Annotated in this window: 21 protein-coding genes, 1 tRNA gene and 1 pseudogene; 7 read left to right on the forward strand and 16 right to left on the reverse strand. The window is 69.2% G+C overall.

Annotated elements, in window-relative coordinates; translation table 11 throughout:
- Positions 1 to 3: 3 nt before the first annotated feature.
- Positions 4 to 561: pseudogene (locus ACVCMI_RS13395) on the forward strand (helix-turn-helix domain-containing protein); the annotation flags it as partial.
- On the opposite strand, the gene ACVCMI_RS13400 reads toward ACVCMI_RS13395, so the two are convergent.
- Positions 552 to 1,112, reverse strand: a complete 561-nt coding sequence (locus tag ACVCMI_RS13400) for a GNAT family N-acetyltransferase (protein WP_395119543.1) — start codon at positions 1,110 to 1,112, stop codon at positions 552 to 554. The pseudogene ACVCMI_RS13395 and the gene ACVCMI_RS13400 overlap by 10 nt on opposite strands.
- A 148-nt stretch (positions 1,113 to 1,260) precedes the next feature.
- Between ACVCMI_RS13400 and ACVCMI_RS13405 the strand changes: the two genes are divergently transcribed.
- Positions 1,261 to 2,715, forward strand: coding sequence for a DUF4139 domain-containing protein (locus ACVCMI_RS13405; protein WP_447098485.1), 1,455 nt, complete (start codon positions 1,261 to 1,263; stop codon positions 2,713 to 2,715).
- Positions 2,716 to 2,731: 16 nt separating this feature from the next.
- A complete protein-coding gene (locus ACVCMI_RS13410; protein WP_447098484.1) occupies positions 2,732 to 3,496 on the forward strand; it encodes an enoyl-CoA hydratase/isomerase family protein in 765 nt (254 codons plus the stop codon).
- Between the two features lie 64 nt (positions 3,497 to 3,560).
- Here ACVCMI_RS13410 and ACVCMI_RS13415 read toward each other — a convergent pair whose 3' ends face one another.
- From ACVCMI_RS13415 to ACVCMI_RS13430, 4 genes are read right to left on the reverse strand one after another with little or no spacing between them, the layout of a single operon-like run.
- On the reverse strand, positions 3,561 to 4,415 hold the full coding sequence (locus tag ACVCMI_RS13415; RefSeq protein WP_447098483.1) for a sulfurtransferase: 855 nt from the start codon (positions 4,413 to 4,415) through the stop codon (positions 3,561 to 3,563).
- On the reverse strand, positions 4,412 to 5,005 hold the full coding sequence (locus ACVCMI_RS13420; RefSeq protein WP_395119547.1) for an NUDIX hydrolase: 594 nt from the start codon (positions 5,003 to 5,005) through the stop codon (positions 4,412 to 4,414). The genes ACVCMI_RS13415 and ACVCMI_RS13420 overlap by 4 nt, the downstream gene beginning before the upstream one ends.
- Positions 5,002 to 5,190 (reverse strand): DUF1289 domain-containing protein, encoded by a 189-nt coding sequence (locus ACVCMI_RS13425; RefSeq protein WP_395119548.1) that lies wholly within the window; start codon positions 5,188 to 5,190, stop codon positions 5,002 to 5,004. The genes ACVCMI_RS13420 and ACVCMI_RS13425 overlap by 4 nt, the downstream gene beginning before the upstream one ends.
- Before the next feature lie 35 nt (positions 5,191 to 5,225).
- Positions 5,226 to 5,987, reverse strand: a complete 762-nt coding sequence (locus tag ACVCMI_RS13430; protein WP_447098482.1) for an FKBP-type peptidyl-prolyl cis-trans isomerase — start codon at positions 5,985 to 5,987, stop codon at positions 5,226 to 5,228.
- A 116-nt stretch (positions 5,988 to 6,103) separates the two neighbouring features.
- Here ACVCMI_RS13430 and ACVCMI_RS13435 point away from each other — a divergent pair, with 116 nt between their 5' ends.
- Positions 6,104 to 6,886 carry an enoyl-CoA hydratase/isomerase family protein gene (locus tag ACVCMI_RS13435; protein ID WP_447098481.1) on the forward strand — a complete coding sequence of 261 codons (783 nt, stop codon included), beginning with the start codon at positions 6,104 to 6,106 and terminating at the stop codon, positions 6,884 to 6,886.
- Between the two features lie 21 nt (positions 6,887 to 6,907).
- Here the strand turns inward: ACVCMI_RS13435 and ACVCMI_RS13440 are convergent, their stop codons facing one another.
- The 5 genes from ACVCMI_RS13440 to ACVCMI_RS13460 form a co-directional block, all read right to left on the reverse strand.
- Positions 6,908 to 7,837: a DUF1684 domain-containing protein gene (locus ACVCMI_RS13440; protein ID WP_447098480.1), complete on the reverse strand. Its 930-nt coding sequence runs from the start codon at positions 7,835 to 7,837 to the stop codon at positions 6,908 to 6,910.
- A 136-nt stretch (positions 7,838 to 7,973) separates the two neighbouring features.
- The gene (mutL, locus tag ACVCMI_RS13445; protein WP_447098479.1) at positions 7,974 to 9,767 is read right to left on the reverse strand and encodes a DNA mismatch repair endonuclease MutL; all 1,794 of its coding nucleotides are present in this window, start codon (positions 9,765 to 9,767) and stop codon (positions 7,974 to 7,976) included.
- Positions 9,768 to 9,802: 35 nt separating this feature from the next.
- Complete coding sequence (locus tag ACVCMI_RS13450; protein ID WP_447098478.1) at positions 9,803 to 11,263, reverse strand: N-acetylmuramoyl-L-alanine amidase; 1,461 nt, start codon at positions 11,261 to 11,263, stop codon at positions 9,803 to 9,805.
- A gap of 180 nt (positions 11,264 to 11,443) precedes the next feature.
- Complete coding sequence (gene tsaE / locus ACVCMI_RS13455) at positions 11,444 to 11,905, reverse strand: tRNA (adenosine(37)-N6)-threonylcarbamoyltransferase complex ATPase subunit type 1 TsaE (protein WP_447098477.1); 462 nt, start codon at positions 11,903 to 11,905, stop codon at positions 11,444 to 11,446.
- A gap of 8 nt (positions 11,906 to 11,913) precedes the next feature.
- Positions 11,914 to 13,404, reverse strand: a complete 1,491-nt coding sequence (locus ACVCMI_RS13460; protein ID WP_447098476.1) for an NAD(P)H-hydrate dehydratase — start codon at positions 13,402 to 13,404, stop codon at positions 11,914 to 11,916.
- Between the two features lie 41 nt (positions 13,405 to 13,445).
- On the opposite strand from ACVCMI_RS13460, the gene queG reads away from it, so the two are divergent.
- Complete coding sequence (gene queG, locus ACVCMI_RS13465) at positions 13,446 to 14,528, forward strand: tRNA epoxyqueuosine(34) reductase QueG (protein WP_447098475.1); 1,083 nt, start codon at positions 13,446 to 13,448, stop codon at positions 14,526 to 14,528.
- A gap of 51 nt (positions 14,529 to 14,579) precedes the next feature.
- Here queG and panD read toward each other — a convergent pair whose 3' ends face one another.
- The 5 genes from panD to pcnB all read right to left on the reverse strand — a co-directional run bounded on the left by panD (position 14,580) and on the right by pcnB (position 18,634).
- The gene (panD, locus tag ACVCMI_RS13470; RefSeq protein ID WP_136258177.1) at positions 14,580 to 14,972 is read right to left on the reverse strand and encodes an aspartate 1-decarboxylase; all 393 of its coding nucleotides are present in this window, start codon (positions 14,970 to 14,972) and stop codon (positions 14,580 to 14,582) included.
- A 97-nt stretch (positions 14,973 to 15,069) separates the two neighbouring features.
- Positions 15,070 to 15,915: a pantoate--beta-alanine ligase gene (gene panC / locus ACVCMI_RS13475; RefSeq protein ID WP_447098474.1), complete on the reverse strand. Its 846-nt coding sequence runs from the start codon at positions 15,913 to 15,915 to the stop codon at positions 15,070 to 15,072.
- Between the two features lie 17 nt (positions 15,916 to 15,932).
- Entirely contained in the window at positions 15,933 to 16,763 is an 831-nt protein-coding gene (panB, locus tag ACVCMI_RS13480) for a 3-methyl-2-oxobutanoate hydroxymethyltransferase (protein WP_395119557.1), read from the reverse strand.
- Between the two features lie 33 nt (positions 16,764 to 16,796).
- Positions 16,797 to 17,282, reverse strand: coding sequence for a 2-amino-4-hydroxy-6-hydroxymethyldihydropteridine diphosphokinase (gene folK / locus ACVCMI_RS13485; protein WP_395119558.1), 486 nt, complete (start codon positions 17,280 to 17,282; stop codon positions 16,797 to 16,799).
- Positions 17,279 to 18,634 (reverse strand): polynucleotide adenylyltransferase PcnB, encoded by a 1,356-nt coding sequence (gene pcnB / locus ACVCMI_RS13490; RefSeq protein ID WP_447098473.1) that lies wholly within the window; start codon positions 18,632 to 18,634, stop codon positions 17,279 to 17,281. The genes folK and pcnB overlap by 4 nt, the downstream gene beginning before the upstream one ends.
- A gap of 181 nt (positions 18,635 to 18,815) precedes the next feature.
- On the opposite strand from pcnB, the gene ACVCMI_RS13495 reads away from it, so the two are divergent.
- Together ACVCMI_RS13495 and fdxA are read left to right on the forward strand one after the other, a co-directional pair.
- Positions 18,816 to 18,891 (forward strand) — tRNA-Glu (locus ACVCMI_RS13495).
- A gap of 329 nt (positions 18,892 to 19,220) precedes the next feature.
- The gene (gene fdxA / locus ACVCMI_RS13500) at positions 19,221 to 19,544 is read left to right on the forward strand and encodes a ferredoxin FdxA (RefSeq protein WP_395119560.1); all 324 of its coding nucleotides are present in this window, start codon (positions 19,221 to 19,223) and stop codon (positions 19,542 to 19,544) included.
- A 78-nt stretch (positions 19,545 to 19,622) separates the two neighbouring features.
- On the opposite strand, the gene ACVCMI_RS13505 is transcribed toward fdxA, so the two are convergent.
- The gene (locus ACVCMI_RS13505) at positions 19,623 to 20,219 is read right to left on the reverse strand and encodes a hypothetical protein (protein ID WP_447098472.1); all 597 of its coding nucleotides are present in this window, start codon (positions 20,217 to 20,219) and stop codon (positions 19,623 to 19,625) included.
- Positions 20,220 to 20,227: the final 8 nt, after the last annotated feature.

Below are 20,227 nucleotides of genomic sequence, written 5' to 3' on the forward strand. Positions count from 1 at the left end.
TCCGTGCATGCCGCCGCCCGCACCTTCTTCACGGTCAGCGCAACCGGCGCCCATCGGATCGAAACGATCGCCGGCGCGCGCCATGCCTGGCGCTTCCGGCTGCATTTTCATGCCGGCGACGAAGTCGTGCGGATGTTGGCGGGACGGGCACGACTGCGCTTCCCCGATACCTGCAGAGACGTGGTCGCCGGCGATACCGTCGTGGTGCCGGCGGGTGTGATCCACCGCTTCGAACCGGTGGATGGCGGTGGCTGGTCCTTTGTCTCGCGCTTCGAGCAGCCCGCCGCGAACAGCGACGAGGGCCGCGAAGCGCTCGTCGCGCGGGTCGCGGCCTTGCTGGCCGAACGACCTTCGCTGCACACCGACGTGGAGATGATCGCGCGCACGTGCGCGATTTCCGCCGGCCACCTGTCGCGCACGTTCCGCCGCCAGGCCGGCACCAGCCTGCACAACTTCCACGTCCTGCTGGCCTTGCACAAGGCCAAGGCCCTCTTGCGGAACCAGGTGCCGATCATCGACGCGGCGCTCGACGCAGGCTTCTGCGACCAGGCTCATCTCAACCGCGAATTCGCGCGGACATTCGGCATGACTCCCGCCGCATTCCGAGCGGCCTGGGCCACTTGCGGATCGATGTCCAGGGCCATGTACAAGGTTCCGGGCAGCGGGTTGTCGTAATACGGCGCCACCGGATGAAAACCCAGCGCGACATAAAGCTGCCGCGCCGCCGCCATCGACGCCAGCGTATCCAGCAGCATGCACGCATAGCCGGCTCGCGCGGCCCACGCGATCGCCGCTTCGGCCAGTTGCCGCCCCAGCGCCTGCCCGCGCGCCGCCGGGCGCACGTAGAGGCGCTTGATCTCGCACACGCCAGGCTGCGGCCATGGGCGCAAGGCCACGCAACCCGGCGTGGCTCCCGCACTGTCGCGCGCGAGCAGGATCACGCCGCCTGGTGGCGCGTACTTGCCGGGCAGTTGCGCCAGTTCCGTGGCCACATTCTGAAAGGAAAGATCGACGCCGAGGCTGTCGACATATTCCGTGAACAGTTGGCGCACGCTCCCGATGTCCTCCGGCAGGCGGGCGGGCGCGATGGTGACGGTCGGGGAGGCGGGCATGCTCGGTCACTCGCGGGAAAGCTCCCGACACGATAGGGAATCCGGACCGCCGGTTCTTGAACGGTTCTGATCGCACGCGCACCCCGCCGACGCGCGCTGCACGCGTGATCGTTATGATGGCCGTTCGGTCCCCACCATGGAATGCACCATGACGACAGCCCGCCACCTCCTCGCCTTCGCCTGTTTCACCGCCCTGGCCGGCACTGCCAACGCGCAGACGGCCGACAGCACGGCACTGAGCTTGTACCGCAGCGACAACCCCTCCCTGTATGCCAGCCAGGGCGGCGACGTCGACGCGGGCTACGCGGTAGTGCGCGAACAGCGCGCGCTGACCCTGGCCGCGGGCACCCACGACGTGACCATCGGCAACTTGCCGAATGCGCTGGACGCCGAGGCGATGGCGCTGGCCTTTCCCGACAACGATGCCACGGTGATCTCGCAGCGGCTGTTGCTGGCGCAAGGCAACGACGGCGCGTTGTCCGGTCTGGTCGGACAGGAGGTCAACGTGCTGGGCAGCAACGGCGAATCGCTGGCCAACGGCACGTTGCTGCGTGCCGGCAACGGCCTGCTGGTCCGCGGCGTCAGCGGCGTCAGCGGCACCACGCTGGTGCGCGATTACGCGGCGGTGCGCAGCAACGGCGGCAGCTTCCCGCTTGGCTCCAGCCTCAGCCTGCGCGTGGACGTCGCGCGCGCCGGCCGGGCGCGCGCCGTGCTCAGCTATCCCACCGCCGGCCTGGGTTGGCGCGCTGCGTATGTGGCGACGCTGCAGCCGGGCAATGCCTGTCGCATGCAGTTCGAATCGCGCGCCAGCATCGCCAACCGCAGCGGGCGCGACTGGCAAGACGCCCAGCTCACCCTGATCGCCGGCGAGCCGAACATGGCCAGGGATTCCGGCCCGCGCCCGATGATGGCGATGGCGCGCGGCTACAGCGCCAAGGCCGAGGCGATGCCGCAGCAGGACAGCCTGGGCGATTACCGCAGCTTCACCCTGCCCGACAAGGTGAGCCTGCCCGACGGCAGCGTCAGCCAGGTGCCGCTGTATGCCACGCGCACGATGGATTGCGAGCGCACCACCTTGCTGGAGAACGGCAATGCCTTCGAGCCGCAGCAGCCTGTCATCCAGCGCGACTTCCAGCAAGGCGTCGGCGCCATCGTCAGCACGCTGCAACTGAAGGCCTTCGACAGCCTGCCCGCCGGTTACCTGCGCGTGCTCCAACACGACCGCCACGGCGTGCCGCAGTTCATCGGTGAAGGCCGCATCAACGACACGCCCAAGGGCAGCGACGCCACGATCACCCTGGGCACGCCGTTCGACCTGCGTGCCGAACGCACGCGCACCAGCTTCCACGTCGACAAGGACGGCCGCACCCTCGACGAGGCCTTCCGCATCGAGCTCAGCAATGCCGGCGACAGCGCGCGTACCGTGACGGTACGCGAGCATCCCTCGCGCTGGCGCGAGTGGAAGCTGGTCTCCTCCAGCAGCAAGCCCGCGCAGCAGGACGCCGACACGCTCGAGTTCCGGGTAGAAGTGCCCGCCAACGGCAAGGCCACGCTGAGCTATGCCGTGCGCTACAGCTGGACCGCCGACCAACAGCCGCAGTAACCGAACGGAGTCGATCATGCTCAACCTCATCACGCACGACCATGCCATCCGTGAAATCCAGCTCGCCCGCCCGCCGGTCAACGCGCTGAACCTGGAACTGCTGCAGGCGCTGCGCAAGGCGATCGACGACAGCGTGCGCGACGACGTGCCCGGCATCGTGCTGTCCGGCGCGCCCGGCCTGTTCTCCGCCGGCGTCGACGTGCCCGCCCTGCTGCAGCGCGACCGCGCCGGGGTTCGCGAATACTGGCGGGAATTTTTCGCCCTGTGCGGCGCGCTGGCGCGCGCACCGATCCCGCTGGTCGCGGCGATCACCGGTCACAGTCCGGCCGGCGGCGCGGTGCTGGCGCTGTTCTGCGACTACCGGGTGATGGCCGACGGCCCGTACCGGATCGGCCTCAACGAGGTGCAGGTCGGCCTGATCGTGCCCGAGGCGATCCAGCTGGCGCTGCGTCGCGTGGTCGGCACCTACCGCGCCGAGCGCCTGCTGGTGGCCGGCGCCATGATCGAATCGGCCGACGCGCTGGCTTGCGGCTTCGTCGACGAAACCACCGCCGTCGAACAGGTCACCACCCGCGCGCTGCGCTGGCTGGACGAACTGCTGGCGCTGCCGAAGCACGCCATGCTCACCACCCGCCGCCTGGCCCGCGCCGATCTCGCCAACGCCTACGCCGACCTGGACGCGTTGCCGCTGGACGACTTCGTCGAAGCGTTCTTCCACCCGGAGACGCAGGCCACCTTGCAGGCGCTGGTGGCGCGGCTGAAGAGCAAGAGCGAGAAGTGAGTAAAGAGGAGTGAGGAGTGAGGTCGAGCATCCGCTTCCACTCTCTTTGCTCACTCCTCTCCGCTCACGCCTCGCCTGTTGCCACTGGTCGCGACGGGTCGCTGACCCAGCCGCTCCACGATGGCGCGTACAGCCGCGAGCCGTGCAGGCCGGCGTGTTCCATCGCCAGCAGGTTGTGGCAGGCGGTGACCCCGGAGCCGCACATGTGCACCACCTGCGAGGGTTCGGTGGCACCGAGCACGGCGGTGAACTCGGCACGCAACTGCACCGCCGGCTTGAAGTGGCCATTGGCATCGAGGTTGTCGGCGAACGGGCGGTTCAGCGCGCCGGGAACGTGGCCGGCGGCGCGGTCCAGCGGCTCGGTATCCCCGCGGTAGCGCGGCGCGCCGCGCGCGTCCAGCAGTTGGCCCGAGGCGCCATCGGCGACGGCCCGGTGATCGAGCAGCAGCTGGCTGGCGTCGTAGCGCAGCGAAACATCGCTGGACGGTCGCGGCGCGGGCTCGCCGCGTTCGACGGGCTTCCCCGCCGCCGTCCAGGCGGCCCAGCCGCCATCCAGCACCGCGGCGGGAATGCCCGTCAGGCGCAGCAGCCACCAAAGCCGCGCGGCCGCCAGCGCGCCGCCGGCGGCGTCATAGGCCACCACCTGCATGCCGTCGCGCCAGCCCCAGCGCGACAGCAATGCGCTGAACGCCGCCTCCAGCGGCAGCGGGTGGCGGCCCAGACCTTCGGCCTGGCGCGACAGGTCGGACAGGTCGCGATCGAGACTGGCGTAGATTGCGCCGGGCACATGGCCCTGCGCGTAATCACGCGCGCCGCCAGCGGGGTTGGAAAGCTCGAAGCGGCAATCCACGATCAGTACGTCGCGTGGCGTCAGCGCGGCCAACGCGTCGACGTCGATCAGGGTAGTTTTCAGGCTCATGTGCGGTCCATCCTCTCCAGCAGGTTGCAAAGCATCGCGGCGGTGGCGCCCCAGATGCGGTGTCCGGCGTGGACGAATTCCACCATCGGCCGCTGCTGCCCACGGAACTCCATCGTGTAGCGACGCAGGTTGGCCGGGTCGAACAGGAACGTCAGCGGCACCTCGAACACCTCGGCCACTTCATCGGGCGACGGATACAGGCGGGCCTCGGCCGCGATGCTCGCCACCACCGGCGTGACGCTGTAGCCGCTGATCGTCTCGAAGCGATCGAGGAAACCCAGCGGCTTCACCAGCGCGCGACTCAGGCCGATCTCCTCCTCGCTCTCGCGCAGCGCGGTATCCACGGCATCGGCATCCCGCGGCTCGCTGCGCCCGCCCGGAAACGCCACCTGGCCGGCATGTGCCGGCAGGCGCGCGTCGCGCACGGTAAACACCAGCCGCGGCTGCACGCCTTCGCGGATGCCGAGCAGCACGGCGGCCGGCAGGCGCGCCTGGTCGCCGAGCCATTCGTTCACCTCGGCGTGGTTCCAGGCCGGACCTTCGGGCGGCGCGGACAAGGGCCGCAGCGCCTGCACCAGGGTATCCATCATGGCCGGCGACCGGGCAGCAGCACGTCCATCACGTGGCGGCGTTCGGGATCGCTCATCGCGCGCCAGCGGCCGATTTCCTCGCCGCTGCGGCGGCAGCCGATGCAGTAGCCGTGGCTGTCCAGTCGGCACACGCCGGTACAGGGAGTCAGGGGCGGAACTGGCTGCGGCGCGGGATCGTTCGGCATGTCGGCGCATGTTAGCACCGGCCGGATTCAGCCCCTCAGCCCCGCGGCGGCTTGATCTCGATCAGTTCGATCACGAACTGCAGCGCCTCGTTGGGCCCGATGCGCGGCAGCGCGCCCTCCTCGCCGTATGCGAGCCGCGAGGGGATCACCACCTTCCAGCGATCGCCCACGCGCATGCGCGGGAGCACGTCGCGCCAACCGGGAATGACCTGGTCGACCGCGATCGTCGCTGGCGCGCCATGCGCCCAGGTGCTGTCGAACTCGGTACCGTCCACCAGCATGCCGCGGTAGTTCACCACCACCGTGCTGGTCAGGCTCGGGTGCACCGTGCCGCTACCCTGGTGCACCACCGCGTACTGGATGCCGGAAGGCAGCTGCACCACGCCCGGCTTCTTGCGGTTTTCCGCCATGAACGCCGCGCTCTTGCTCGCGTTCGCCGCAGCGATGCGCTTGAACTCGGCCAGGGCGTCGCTGTGCATCTGTTGCTGCAGGCGTTGCAATTGCGCCTGCATCTCGCCAATCGGCACGCGCGGCTGGTGACGCGCGTAGGCGTCCGCGATCGCGCGCTGCAGGGTGGACAGATCCACCTCGGGCGAGCCGCCGGCGAAGCGGCTGCCGATCTGGTAGCCGATCGCATAGGACAACTTGACCTTGTCGGGTTTCGCCGTGCTGGCGGCTTGCGCGGGCGCGCCAGCCTGTGCCGCATGCGCCGGCAGCATGCCACCCGGCAACACGCCGATCAGCAGCCACGCCGCCAGATGTGTCACGCCTTTCGCCATCGAATCCATGCCCGCCATGGTGAGGTATCGCGGCCCCGCACGCGTGCCGCTGATGCATACGCGAGTTGAGAACCCCGCCATCGGCAAAGGTTCCCGCTGCTACCATCGGCGGCCTGCACTCACAGGAACCGGCCATGGCCTATCGCAATCTGGAACTCGACAACCGCGGTGCGGTGCGCACGATCGTAGTGAACCGCCCCGACAAGCTCAATGCGCTGGATCGGCAGACGCTCAACGAGCTGACGCTGGCCTTTGCCCAGGCCGCGCAGGACGACGCCGTGCGCGTGGTGGTGCTCGCCGGCGCCGGCGAAAAGGCGTTCGTGGCCGGCGCCGACATCAGCGAGATGAGCGGCTGCAGCAGCGTGCAGGCGCAGGCGTTCTCGCGCGCCGGGCAGCGCCTGATGAGCAGCATCGAACGGCTGGGCAAACCGGTGATCGCGCGCGTGCAGGGTTTCGCGCTGGGCGGCGGCATGGAGCTGGCGATGGCCTGTCACCTGCGCGTGGCCAGCGAAAAGGCGAAGTTCGGCCAGCCGGAAATCAACCTCGGCCTGATCCCCGGCTTCGGCGGCACCCAGCGCCTGCTGCGCCTGGCCGGGCGCAGCGCCGCGCTGGAACTGTGCCTCACCGGCACCCCGGTCAACGCGCAACGCGCGTACGAACTGGGCATCATCAACCGCGTGGTGGCACCCGAGGCGCTGGACGAAACCGTGGAAGCGCTGGTCGACCAGCTCGCCGCCGCCGCGCCGCTGGCCGCCGCCGGCATCCTCGATGCCGTGCTGCAAGGTGGCGAGACGTCGCTCGACCAGGGGCTGGAATTCGAGACGCAGGGTTTCGCGCTGATGTTCTCCACCGAGGACATGCGCGAGGGGACGCGCGCGTTCCTGGAGAAGCGCAAGGCCGCGTTCAAGGGGCAATGAGCCCCCCGACAAAGTTACGGGTCAGTGCCCGCCGCGGTATTTCTTTTCGCCGGCGGTGATGGCGACGTCCAGCCGGTTCTCCGGTGGCGCCAGCGGACAAGTCGCGAACGAGGTGAACGCGCAGGGCGGGTTGTAGGCCTTGTTGAAATCCAGCACCACCTTGCCCGGATGGTCGAGACCGCCGGCAGGCAGCGCGGCGTAGAGGAAACGCGCGGCGCCGTAGGTTTCCTTGCCGGAGGTGCGATCGGCCAGCACGAAGAACAGCTCGCCGCCCGGTTCCTCCTGGTACGGCAACAGCTCGAAGGTGTGGCCGTCGCGCTGGAACACCGCCTTGCCGGGCACCTTGACCGTGTCGATGGTGCCGATCACCGAGCCCATCGCCAGGTCGTGCGGTGGCGTGAACGGGACCCAGTCGGCCTCGATGCGCCAGGCGTCGTCGATCGGGAAATAGTCGATGCCGAGAAAATGCCGGCGCGACTCGGCGTCCTCGTCCTTCACCCGCAATGCCTTGCGGCCATCGCGCTCGATCACGTAGAAGCTGGCCTTGCCGAAACGCACGGTGGTGGGATCGGCATCGGCGGCGGCGTGCATGTCGTCGACCAGCGCGGCTTCGGTCACGGCCTTGCCGTCGACGGTGGCGCCGCTGGCCGGGTCGAGCGCCAGGTGCAAGCCGCCATCCGGCGCCAGCGTCACCGTACCCAGGTGCGCGGGACCGGCCTTCAGCACGATGTCGTTGTCGGCGGCGCAGCCCACGCGGTTGGCGCCCTCGTTCAACCATTCCAGCCCGATCAGGCTGAGCCATCCCGTCGGCGCGGTGAGCCGCGCCACGCGGGCGGCGCGCCATTGCTCGATCTGCTGCGTGTAGGTGGCGCTGGGTGACGGGACATCGGCGGCAGACACGGTGGCAACTCCGGAAAGCATGGCAAGGACGAAGGCGGCGGTACGCAACATGGGGACGATCCCGCATCGGTGAAAGCATCGAGTATGCGCAGCAGCGCGCGCCGTCGGCAAGCCGCCGTCCGAAACGGCCCCGAGCCCCGGCGTGACGCGCAGCGCCCTTGCTCCCGCGAATCCCCAACCCCGGCTCTCACCGCCCCCGCATGAACAACTTGTCCAACTCGCCCAAAGACAACTGCGCCCACGTTGGCCGCCCGTGATTGCACTGGCCGGAGCGCTCGGTCTCTTCCATCTCGCGCAGCAGCGCGTTCATTTCCGGCAGGGTCAGGCGGCGCCCCGCGCGCACCGAGCCGTGGCAGGCCATGGTGGAAAGCAGTTCGTTCTCCAGCTCCTGCAGGCGGCGCGAGCTGCCGTGCTGGGCCAGTTCGGCCAGCACGTCGCGGGCCAGTTGCGCCACGTCGGCCCCGTCGAGCAGCGCGGGGATGCGCCGCACCACGACGCCCGACGGGCCGCTGCGCGAAAGCTCCAGGCCCCACTCGGCCAGCGCGTCGGCATGTTCCTCGGCGGCGGCGGCCTCCCTTGCGCTCACCGCGATGCCGAGCGGCACCAGCAGCAACTGCGAACGCAGGTTGCTGCACACGCGACCGGCCTTGAGCTTCTCGTAAGTGATCCGCTCGTGCGCCGCATGCATGTCCACCAGCACCAGCCCGGCAGCGTTCTCGGCGAGGATGTAGATGTTCTTCAGCTGGGCAATCGCGAAACCCAGCGGCGGCGCCTCGCCGGGTTCGGGCTCGGGCATCGGCACCGCGTTGGCGGCGGTGCCAAGCAGCGCGGCGTAATCGGCCAGCGGCTCGTCGCGCACGCCCAGCGACAGCCGGCTCTGGCTCGCGCTGGCCGGCCATGCCGCCGGCATCGGCATCGGTGCGGCTGCGGCCATGCGCAGGCCGCCCTCGGCCTCGTGCGCGGGCGACGCCACCTGCCCCGCGCGCGTCTGCGCCAGTGCCTCGTGCAGGGTGCGGAACAGGAAATCGTGCACCAGCCGCTGCTCGCGGAAACGCACCTCGTGCTTGGCCGGGTGCACGTTCACGTCGACCCCGGCCGGGTCGAGTTCGAGGTACAGCACGAAGGCGGCGTGGCGACCGTGGAACAGCACGTCGGCATACGCCTGGCGCACGGCGTGGGCGACGATGCGATCACGCACCAGGCGCCCGTTGACGTAGAAATACTGCGCATCGGCCTGCGCCCGCGACGCGGTCGGCAAGCCGACCCAGCCGGACAACTGCAAGCCGGCGGCGGCGTGCTCGACGCGCAGGCTGCGTTGCGGGAATTCCGCGCCGAGCACTTCGGCCACGCGCTGCAGCGCGGCCTGTTCGTCGCGCGCCGCCTTCCACACGCGCACCGGCTTGCCGTTGTGGCTGAGTCGAAACTCCACCGAACTGCGCGCCAGCGACAGCGACTTCAGCAGATCGTCGATGTGCGCGAATTCGGTGCGCTCGGCGCGCATGAATTTCTTGCGCGCCGGCACGTTGTAGAACAGGTCGCGCACCTCCACGCTGGTGCCCGGTGGGTGCTGCGCCGGGCGTGCGGCCTGCAACCGGCCGCCATCGACCTCGATACGGAAGGCGGCCTCCTGGCCGGCGGTGCGCGAGACCAGCGCGAAGCGCGACACCGACGACACCGAGGCCAGCGCCTCGCCGCGAAAACCCATGCTGGCGACGTGTTCGAGATCGTCGAAGCTGCCGATCTTGCTGGTGGCATGCGAGGCCACCGCCAGCGGCAGGTCGTCCAGCGCGATGCCGCCGCCGTCGTCGCGAACGCGGATCAACCGCGCACCGCCAGCCTCGATGTCCACCTCGATGCGCGTGGCGCCGGCGTCGAGGCTGTTCTCGACCAGTTCCTTGACCACCGAGGACGGCCGCTCGATGACCTCGCCGGCGGCGATCTGATTGATGAGTTCGGGAGGAAGCGCACGGATGTTGGCCATCCGCGGACTTTAGCAGCCTGCCGTCGGAAGACGGATCAGCCGGACGGGATCGTCAGCACCGCGCCGGCCTGCACGATGTTGCTGCGGATCTGGTTGGCGGTCTTGAGCGCGCCCACGCTGATTCCGTATTGCTGCGCGATGCCGCTGAGGCTTTCGCCGCGTGCGACCTTGTGCGTATCCGCGGCGCCACCCGTCGCCTTGACGGCGCTGCCGGCGGACGTGTCGACGGTTGCCACGCGCACACCGCGGCGCCTGGCCGCCTGCGCGGCGAACCAGGTGCCCGGCGGCGGCGTCGATTCGAAATAGTTCCTGACGCCGGACATCACCGCGTTGGCCAGCAGCTTCTGGTGCGACGGGTCGCGCAGCTTGCGCTCTTCGGCCGGGTTGCTGATGAAGGCCGTCTCCACCAGGATCGAAGGCACGTCGGGCGAACGCAGCACCACGAAGTTGGCGCGCTCGACATGGCCACGATGGGTCGGGCCGAGCTTGGCCAGCGCGCGCAACACATTGCCGGCCACCTCGTCGCTGGCCTGGATCGCCCAGCCCTGCTGCAGGTCCAGCAACACCTTGGCGAGGCCGTCGTCCTTGTCGTCCAGGCTGATGCCGCCGATCAGGTCGGCGCGGTTCTGCCCGTCGGCGAGCCAGCGCGCAGCCATGCTGGTCTTGCCGCGCGGCGACAGCACCCACACCGACGAGCCGCGGGCGTCGTCGCTGGTGAAGGAGTCGGCATGGATCGACACGAACAGGTCGGCGTTGTGCTCGCGGGCGATTTCGTAGCGGCGCTTGAGCGGGATGAAGGTATCACCATCGCGAGTCAGCACCGCCTTCATGCCGGGCTGCCGGTTGATCTCGGCAGCGAGGTCGCGCGCCACCGCCAGGGTGACGTTCTTCTCCAGCGTGCCGGCCGGACCGTGGGCGCCCTGGTCCTTGCCGCCATGGCCGGCGTCGATCGCCACCACCACGGCGCGCTGTCCGTTGAGCATCGCCGCAGCCTGCTCGGCGGCGACCCGGCGGCTGCGCGTGGGGTTGCTGTAGTTGACGGTCGGGACCGGCGCGCTGGCAGCGGGCGCCTCGGCGACCGGCGGCTTGGCGCTCGGCGCGCTGCCCGGGTACAGATCCAGCACCAGCCGGTAATTTTCGCCGGCGGTGGGCTTGAGCACGAAACTCTTGAGCGTGCTGGCGGGATCGACCGTGGCGATCAGTTGCAGGTCGTCGCCGCGACGCGCATGGCTGATGCCACGAAACAAGCCTTGTGCCGCCGGCGCGGAGAAGCCGCCCGCAGCCTGACTGTCGCGCAGGTCCACCACGATCCGGCCGTCCTTCTGCGCGATCGTGTAGTGCAGCGGACCGTCCGCATCGAGCACCACGCGGGTGTACTGCGGACCTGCCCAGACGCGGGCGTCCTTGACCTGGGCGGCTTGCGCCGCGCACGGCAAAAACGCCGCCAGCATCACCGCGACGCCCCAACCGGCCAGCTTGTTCAGATAACCCCGCATGGGCCGCATTGAAACGCAGTCGCCATCTGAATGCAAGCGGGTTTTCCTTTTAATATCCGCCACCTGCAGTGCATTCATCAGGGGATATCAAGTTATCGGCCGCAAGTGCCACATTTCGAACAGCTCCCTGCCCGATTCGGCGACCGGAGAAAACCCAAGCAGAAATAGTCACTTGGAGTGTCAGGACAGGCGCGAGAGCAACTCGTCGCCACGCACGGTATCGGCACGCAGGACGGCCTGGCGACCGGTCCCGGCGTAATCGAGATGAACGTGGAGATCCGCCGCCGGCAAGGCGCCGGCACCGCGTTCGGGCCACTCCACCAGCACCAGCGCAGCCGGGTCGGCCAGCGTGTCCAGGCCCAGCCACTCCAGCTCGGCGGGGTCGGCAATGCGGTACAGGTCGAGATGCCAGGCCGGTCGCTGCGCGGTCGCATAGCCCTCGACCAGGCTGTAGGTCGGGCTCTTGACCCGCTCGCCCACGCCCAGCGCCAGCAGCAGGGCCCGGGCGAAACTGGTCTTGCCGGCGCCGAGCGGGCCATGCAGGTAGACCACCAGGCCGTGATCCAGCAGGCCGACCACGCGTTGCGCCAGTGCGGCGGTCGCGGCCTCGTCCGGCAAGCTGCGGGAAAGCTCGTTGGACATGGTCCCGTTCATTCGTCGGTTTCACAGGGAACGGCATTGCCGAGCCGCCGCAGCGGCAGCAGCAGGTCACTGGCCAGCAAGCCGCGCTCGCCCTCGCATGCGGCGAGGTCGCCGGCCCGCGCATGCAGGCCGACGCCGAGGCGTGCCGCCTGCCAGGCGTCGCAGCCTTGCGCGAGCATCGCCGCGACGATGCCGGTGAGCAGGTCGCCCATGCCGCCGGATGCCATGCCGGGGTTGCCCCACGGACAGACGTCCAGACGTCCATTCGGATCGGCCACCAGGCTGCCGGCGCCCTTCAGCACCACGACGGCATCGAAGCGCGCGGCCAGCTCGCGCGCGGCCGCGAAACGGTCACGCTCGACCGCCTCCACGGAACGGCCGAGCAATCGCGCCGCCTCGCCCGGATGCGGTGTCAGCACGGTCGGCGCGGTGAATCGCCGAGGCTCCTTCGCCAGCAGGTTGAGGCCGTCGGCGTCGAGCACCAGCGGCTTGCGGGCATCCAGCGCGGTCAGCCACAGCGCATGCGACCACGCGGACTGGCCGAGCCCCGGGCCGAGCGCCAGCGTGTCGGCACGCTCCAGCAGCGGCCGCAGCGCCTGCGGGCCGTCCACGCCGTGGGCCATCAATTCCGGTCGCGCGGCGTTGAGCGCGCCCACGTGTTCGGCATGCGTGGCGACGCTGACCAGGCCGGCACCGGCGCGCAGTGCCGCCGCGCCGGCCAGGTGCACGGCGCCGGCCATGCCCTGCCCGCCACCGATCACCAGCACATGGCCATAATTGCCCTTGTTGGCATAGCGACGGCGCGGCGGCAGGCTCGCGGCAACAAGCAGATGCGCGTCCGGCGCCACCTGCGCAAACGCACTGGCCGGCACGCCCAGCGTCGCCAGCTCCAGCACGCCCGTGCAGTCGGCCGCGCGACCGGTGTGCAGGCCGCGCTTGTCGGCGATGAAAGTGACCGTGAGATCCGCGCGGATCGCGGCACCGGGGCACTGCCCGCTGTCGGCGTCCAGCCCGGACGGCACGTCGAGCGCCAGGACGGGGATGCCGCTGCCGTTGATGCGTTCGATCAGCGCCGCGGCAGCCGGCTCGGGCGCGCGGTTCAAGCCGATGCCGTACAGCGCATCCACCTGCACGTCGGGCTCCGGCAATTCGTGCAGTGCGTCGACGGCATGCACTGCACCGCCGGCGTCCACCCACGCGGCACGCGCCGATGCGGCATCGCCGCGCGACGTGTCGGCCAGCGCCACCATGTCGACCTGCAGGCCCGCTTCGCGCGCCAGCACGCCAAGCAGGAAGCCATCGCCGCCGTTGTTGCCCGGGCCGCAATGCACGCGAAGCCTGCGCGCCTGCGGCCAGCGCCGGTGCAGGCTGCGCAGGGCGTCGCTGGCGGCACGGCGCATCAACTCGCTGCCGGAGATGCCCAGTGCATCCAGCGCGGCGCGATCGATCCGCCGCATGTCGTCGACGGTGTACAGGTCGCGGGGCGAAGGTTCGGACATGCGGCGAATTATAGGGGTGCGACTAGACTATGCGGATGTCCGTGTCGTCCGCTTCCGCCTCACCCGATTACGCCGCGCTCGCCCGCGACATCAAGCGCTGGGCGCGCGAACTGGGGTTTGCCGAGACCGGCATCAGCGGTGTCGACCTCGCCGAGGATGAGCGGCATCTGCAGCACTGGCTCGATGCCGGCCGGCACGGCGAGATGGAGTACATGGCCAGACACGGCAGCAAGCGCACCCGCCCGGCTGAACTGGAACCGGGCACGCAACGCGTCATCTCGGTGCGCATGGATTACGCCCCACCCGGCACCGCCAACGCCTGGGACGTGCTCGGCGACGGCGAAGCCGGCTACGTCTCGCGTTACGCGCTGGGCCGCGACTATCACAAGCTGATGCGCAACCGCCTGCAGAAATTGGCCGAGCGCATCCGCGCCGCGGTGGGCGAGTTCGGCCATCGCGCCTATGTCGATTCCGCGCCGGTGATGGAAAAAGCGCTGGCGCGCAACTCGGGGCTGGGCTGGATCGGCAAGCACACCGTGCTGATCAACCGTCATGCCGGCTCGTACTTCTTCCTCGGCGAGCTGTACACCGACCTGCCGCTACCGGTGGATGAACCGGCCAGCGCGCACTGCGGCACCTGCACGCGCTGCATCGAGGTGTGCCCGACCCAGGCAATCACCGGGCCGTACCAGCTCGACGCCAAACGCTGCATTTCGTATCTCACGATCGAGCTCAAGGGCAGCATTCCCGAAGAGCTGCGCGCGCCGATGGGCAACCGCATCTTCGGTTGCGACGACTGCCAGCTGGTATGCCCCTGGAACAAGTTCGCGCAGGTCGCCACCGAGGCGGATTTCGCGCCGCGGCACAGCCTGGACGGCGCGAAGCTGGTCGAGCTGTTCGGCTGGAGCGAGGAGGAGTTTCTCAAACGTACCGAAGGCATGGCGATCCGCCGCACCGGCTACGAAGGCTGGCTGCGCAATATCGCCGTGGCGCTGGGCAACGCGCCTCCCGGCGACTCGGTCGACGCCGCCCTCGCCAGCCGCGCCGACGATGCCTCGCCGCTGGTGCGCGAACACGTCGCCTGGGCGCTGGCGCAGCAAGCGGCCAAACGGCGCGCCGGCTGAATCCCGCGGTCAAGCCGGCGACGGCGCCGCCGGCAAGCCCGGGCCCGACCGTCAGGCAGCGGCCATCTGCTTGGGGATCGAGCGGTTGGTGTGGCTGATGTGGTTCCCTTCACCGGCGGCGATGTACACGCAGGTGGGCTGGAATTTCTCCAGCTCCGCCTCGTTCAGCTGGGCGAAGGCGGCAATGATGACGATGTCGCCGGGCTTGGCCCGATGCGCGGCACTGCCGTTCACCGAGATGATCCCCGAGCCTTCCTCGGCGCGCAGCGCGTAGGTGACGAAGCGCTTGCCGTTGTTGACGTTCCACGCGTGGATCTGCTCGTACTCGCGGATGCCCGACGCATCCAGCAGCAAGCCGTCGATCGCGATCGAGCCTTCGTAGTGCAGCTCGGCGTGCGTCACCGTGGCGCGGTGGATCTTGGCCTTGAGCATGTTCAGGTGCATGACGTTGTTCCCGCGGTGCTCCGCAAAGTCGGCGATTATCGAACCGATGGCGCTGCGCTGCAACATCAACGGCCCGCCCACGATATGTGCGGGCGGCTCAGTCCAACAGCAAGTTGTCGATCAGCCGGGTGCCGCCCAGCCGCGCGGCGATCAGCGCCACCAGCCCGTCACGCTGGCCATCGTCCGGCTCGGCGAGATCCCCGGCCCGGCGGATCGCCGCGTAGTCGGGCACGAAGCCGGCGCGGGTCAGCTGGGCTTCGGCCACCTGCTCCACGGCGCGCCAGGCGTGGCCCTGGCCCAGCAATTCGCGCATTTTCAGCAAGGTGTCGTGTATCAGCGGCGCCCGCGCACGCTCCTGCGCCGAAAGGTACTGGTTGCGCGAACTCAGCGCCAACCCGTCGTCGTCGCGCACGATGGGCGCGGCGATCACCTTCACTGGCAGCGACAGGTCGCGCACCATGCGCTCGATCACCTTGAGCTGCTGGAAATCCTTCTGCCCGAACACGGCCAGGTCCGGATTGACCAGGTTGAACAGCTTGCACACCACGGTGGCCACACCGTCGAAGTGGCCGGGCCGGTGTGCCCCTTCCAGCACGGCGGTGACCTGCGGCACGCGCAGGTTCACGCTGAGCGCGGCGCCGTAGGGATAGATCGTGGCGACCTCGGGTGCAAACAGCAGGTCGCAACCTTCATCGGCCAGCGCCGCCTGGTCGTGCACCAGGGTGCGCGGGTAGCGCTCGAAATCCTCGCCGGGGCCGAACTGGGTCGGATTGACGAACACGCTCGCCACCACCCGATCGGCACGCGCCCGCGCCAGCCGCACCAGCGACTGGTGGCCGGCGTGCAGATTGCCCATGGTCGGCACGAAGCCGACCGTCTGGCCCTTGCTGCGCCAGCCGCGAACCGCGGCGCGCAACGCCGGCGCATCCTGAACCGTTTGCATGGTGGAAACTCGTCAGCTCAGTTGAAACAATGTTCCGGCGCCGGAAAGGCACCGCTGCGCACGTCGTCCGCATAGGCGCGGATCGCCGCTGCCACAGAATCGCGGCCGGCGAGAAAATCCTTGCTGAACTTGGGGCGCTTGCCGGGCGTGACGCCGAGCATGTCGTGGATCACCAGCACCTGGCCATCGCAATGCGGGCCGGCGCCGATGCCGATCACCGGGATCTCCACCGCCGCGGTCACGCGCCGGCCCAGTTCGACCGGCACGCCCTCCATCACCAGCAATTGCGCGCCCGCCGCCTGCACCGCCAACGCGTCGGCCACCAGTTGATCCGCCGCGGCCTGTTCCCGGCCCTGGACGCGGAAACCGCCGAAGCGGTGCACGGATTGCGGGGTCAGTCCCAGATGCGCGCATACCGGCATGGCCCGCGCGGTCAGCGCGGCGATGCCCTCCAGCACGTGCGCGGCGGCGCCTTCGAGCTTCACCATCGCCGCACCCGCTTCACCGACCAGCCGCGCACCGGCCGCGAGCACGTGGGCGACGTCGCGATCGGCCATGAACGGCAGGTCGGCCACCAGCAAGGTGGCGGACAATCCGCGCGCCACGGCTGCGGTGTGGTAGACCATCTGGTCGAGTGTCACCGGCAAGGTGCTGGCGTGTCCTTGCACCACCATGCCGAGCGAATCGCCGACCAGCGCCACGTCGATGCCCGCCGCTTCCAGTTGCCAGGCGAAGCTGGCGTCGTAGGCCGTCAGCATGGTGATGCGCTGGCCTTGCGCCTTCATCGCGCGCAGGCCCGGCACGGTCACCGGCTTGCGGTCGGGGAGATTGGCGTTCTGCACGTACACGGGGGTTTCCTGGTCGGCGAGGGTGACTGCCGATTATGGCGCAAGCAGCCGCTCGCAACCGGCCGGGTCGACCCGCGCCAGCAGCTCGGCCACGCGCCCCTGGCCGGGCAGGTGCAGATCCGGTACGACATCGTTCAGCGGCAACAGCACGAAGGCACGCTCGGCCAACCGCGGGTGTGGCAGGGTCAATGCCGGATCGTCGCGACGCACGCCCTCGACATGCAGCAGATCCAGGTCGAGCGTGCGTGGCCCGTTGCGTTCGGCGCGGACGCGGCCGGCGCGCTGCTCGATCGCCAGCAGGTGCTGCAGCAGCGCTTCGGGCGACAGCGTCGTTTCCAGCTCGGCCACGGCATTGATGAAGGATGGTTGGTCGAGCACGCCCCAGGGCGGCGTGCGGTAAAGCGGCGAACGCTGCAGCAAGCAGGTGCCGGGCAGCTCGGCGAGCGCGTTGAACGCGTCGAGTACCTGCTGGCGCGGTTCACCGAGGTTGCTGCCCAGCGCCACGTAGGCCAGGGTCATTCGGAGGCCGGGTTGTCGCTGCGTTTGCGCCGGCGCCGGCGCGGGCGCGGCGGCTTGCGCACCGCCGGTGCGGGAGCAGCCTCTGCCGCAGCCGCGCCGCTGAGCACCGGCAAGGCCGCGGCCAGCACGTCCTGCGGCAGGCGCTGGGCGTGCGCCCACCACTGCCCCAGCTCACGCATCGCCGGCGATTCGTCGGCGCGCAACAACAGGAAATCGAACGCCGCGCGGAACCGCGGATGTGCCATCAGGCGGAACACCCGCTTGCGTTGCACCTGCTCGAAACGCGGCTGCAGCGACCAGATCTCTTCCATGGTGAAGGTGAAGCGCCGCGGGATCGCCACCCGCTGGCACTGTTCGCCAACCACCTTGGCAGCCGCGCGCGACCACGCCTCGGCGCTGTCCAGGCCGCGCTCGATGCCGAGTTGGGCCTCGTCGCGCACCTCGCCCCACAGCAGCACCGCGAACAGGAACGCGGGGGTGACCGACTTGCCTTCGCCGATGCGCGCATCGGTGTTGGCCAGGCCCTGCTCCACCAGCGAGCGCAACGCCGCATCGCCACGCTTGAGCGCGCGCGCGGTGGCCGGGAACAGGAACTTCAGCAGGCCGCACTGCTCCAGCATGCGGAAACTCTTCAGGCCGTTGCCGGACAGGAACATCTTCAGCGATTCGTCGAACAGCCGCGCCGGCGCGGCATCGGCAAGCAGCGGTCCCAGCGATTCGAAAGGGGCCGCCGCGGCGGCGTCGATGTGCATGCCGAGCTTGGCCGCCAGCCGCGCGGCGCGCAGCATGCGCACCGGATCTTCGTGGTAGCGCACCTCGGGGTCGCCGATCAGGCGCAGCACGCGATCGTGCAGGTCCTGCATGCCGCCGACGTAGTCGCGCACGGAGAAATCGCCGATGTCGTAATACAGGGCATTGACGCGGAAATCGCGGCGCAGCGCGTCCTCCTCGATGGTGCCCCAGATGTTGTCGCGCACGATGCGGCCGTCAACGATGTGGCGGTCGCCCTCGCCTTCCTCGCCGGTGCCGCGGAAGGTGGCCACCTCGATGATCTCCGGGCCGAACACCACGTGCGCCAGGCGGAACCGCCGCCCGATCAGGCGGCAGTTGCGGAACAGCTTCTTGACCTCCTCCGGCGTGGCGTCGGTGGCGACGTCGAAATCCTTCGGACGAAACCCCAGCAACAGGTCGCGCACCGCGCCACCGACGAGGTAGGCGGCATAACCGGCGTCGTGCAGCCGGTACAGCACGCGCAGCGCGGCCTTGCTGATGTTCGCCCGCGAAATGATGTGCTGGTCGCGCGGGATGATCCGCAGCGCGGGGGTGGGATCGGTGCCTGGTGTGGGGTTCAAGCGGTTGGAATCCTTGCGGGACGCAGGCGCCCCGTGCTTGCCATGTTCACGATGCCGAGCATCAACAAATAGCCGCGGCAGGACGACGATCTGCGCGCCTGCGCGGCAGGCTTCGACGCGCGTCGACCGGGCGTTGCCGCGCGAAGCAATTCCGCTATACTAGCGCGCTTCGCCGCACAACGCTCCCTTCGTCTAGTGGCCCAGGACACCGCCCTCTCAAGGCGGGAACACGAGTTCGAGTCTCGTAGGGAGCGCCATTTGGTTGTGCAATCTTCCATGATTGCCATGGTCTGGAAGGAGTGCGGTAGCCCAAGGTTACCGGCTATCGGCGGGATCAAAAGCAGCCATCCATGGCCGCACTGTCTGTCACCTGTGCGATCATCCCCGATCGCGGTTGTCCGGGAACATCCGGACAGCAGGGAGTTCCGGGCCTTCGGCCGGATCAGAAGCGGCCATCCATGGCCGCACTTTTCAAAAGAGCCCTCTGCCGAACCCCGCGAGAGCCCTTCGGTGTACTTTGCCGTGGATCTGCGTCGTTTTTCAGAAGAGCGTTCCATCTGCCCCTTCCTACAGCCGAGTTGACTTCATGACTTTCGTCGTCATCGACAACTGCATCAAGTGCAAGTACACCGATTGCGTCGAGGTGTGCCCGGTGGATGCCTTTCACGAAGGCCCGAACTTCCTGGTGATCGACCCGGACGAGTGCATCGACTGCACCCTGTGCGAGCCGGAGTGCCCGATCAACGCGATCTACCCGGAGGACGACGTGCCGGTGGGGCAGGAGCCGCTGGTGGCGCTCAACGCCGAGCTGGCCAAGAGCTGGCCGGTGATCACCGAGCGCAAGGACGCTCCCGCCGACGCCGGCGACTGGGAAGGCAAGCCGGACAAGCTGGCGCTTCTCGAGCGCTGAACCGGCCTCCCGTCACGATGTCGAAACGAAAACGCCGCCCCTCCGGGCGGCGTTTTCGCATGCGTGGCGCGCTTGCGATCAATCCAGCTTCGACTTCAGCCGATCGATCACCTTGGCCACCGCGCCCAGCGAATCGCTCTGCGCGCGGATCTCGCTGCCGGCGTCGCCGCGGCTCTCCACGTTGATCTGTACCTGGTGCATGCCGCCACCGGCGGTGCTGGCAGAATCATCCCGGTGTCGGCCGAACAGTCGCGAGAAGAAACCGCGCTTCTTGCCGGTGGCGGCCGCCGCCACGCTGACCACGTAGGAGTGCGTGGCGTCGTCGTGGCTGACCAGTTGGCCCGCCTTGCCGTCGGCCAGCACCTTGCCCACCTGCTGGTACACGCTGTCGACCGTGCCCTCGTGCACGAAGCCGTCGGAGATCTGCCCTGCCTGGCCCGGCACGCCCGCCACGGAGGCAGTCGCGCCGTCCGCCGTCGGCTGGTTCGCGCCCGGCGGCGGAATCACCAGGGCGTCGCTGGTGGAGGGACGATCCATGCTGGGCGGAATCTCCAGCGGCGCCTCCTGCCGGGCCTTCTGCCAGGCGCTGTGCGAACGGAACATGCCGCAACCGGAGAGCAGCAGGCCGGCGAGCGCGACGGCCGGCAAGGCCACGAGGAGCGAGGTTTTCTTCATCGAATCGG

This window comes from Rhodanobacter sp. UC4448_H15, from assembly GCF_052978265.1.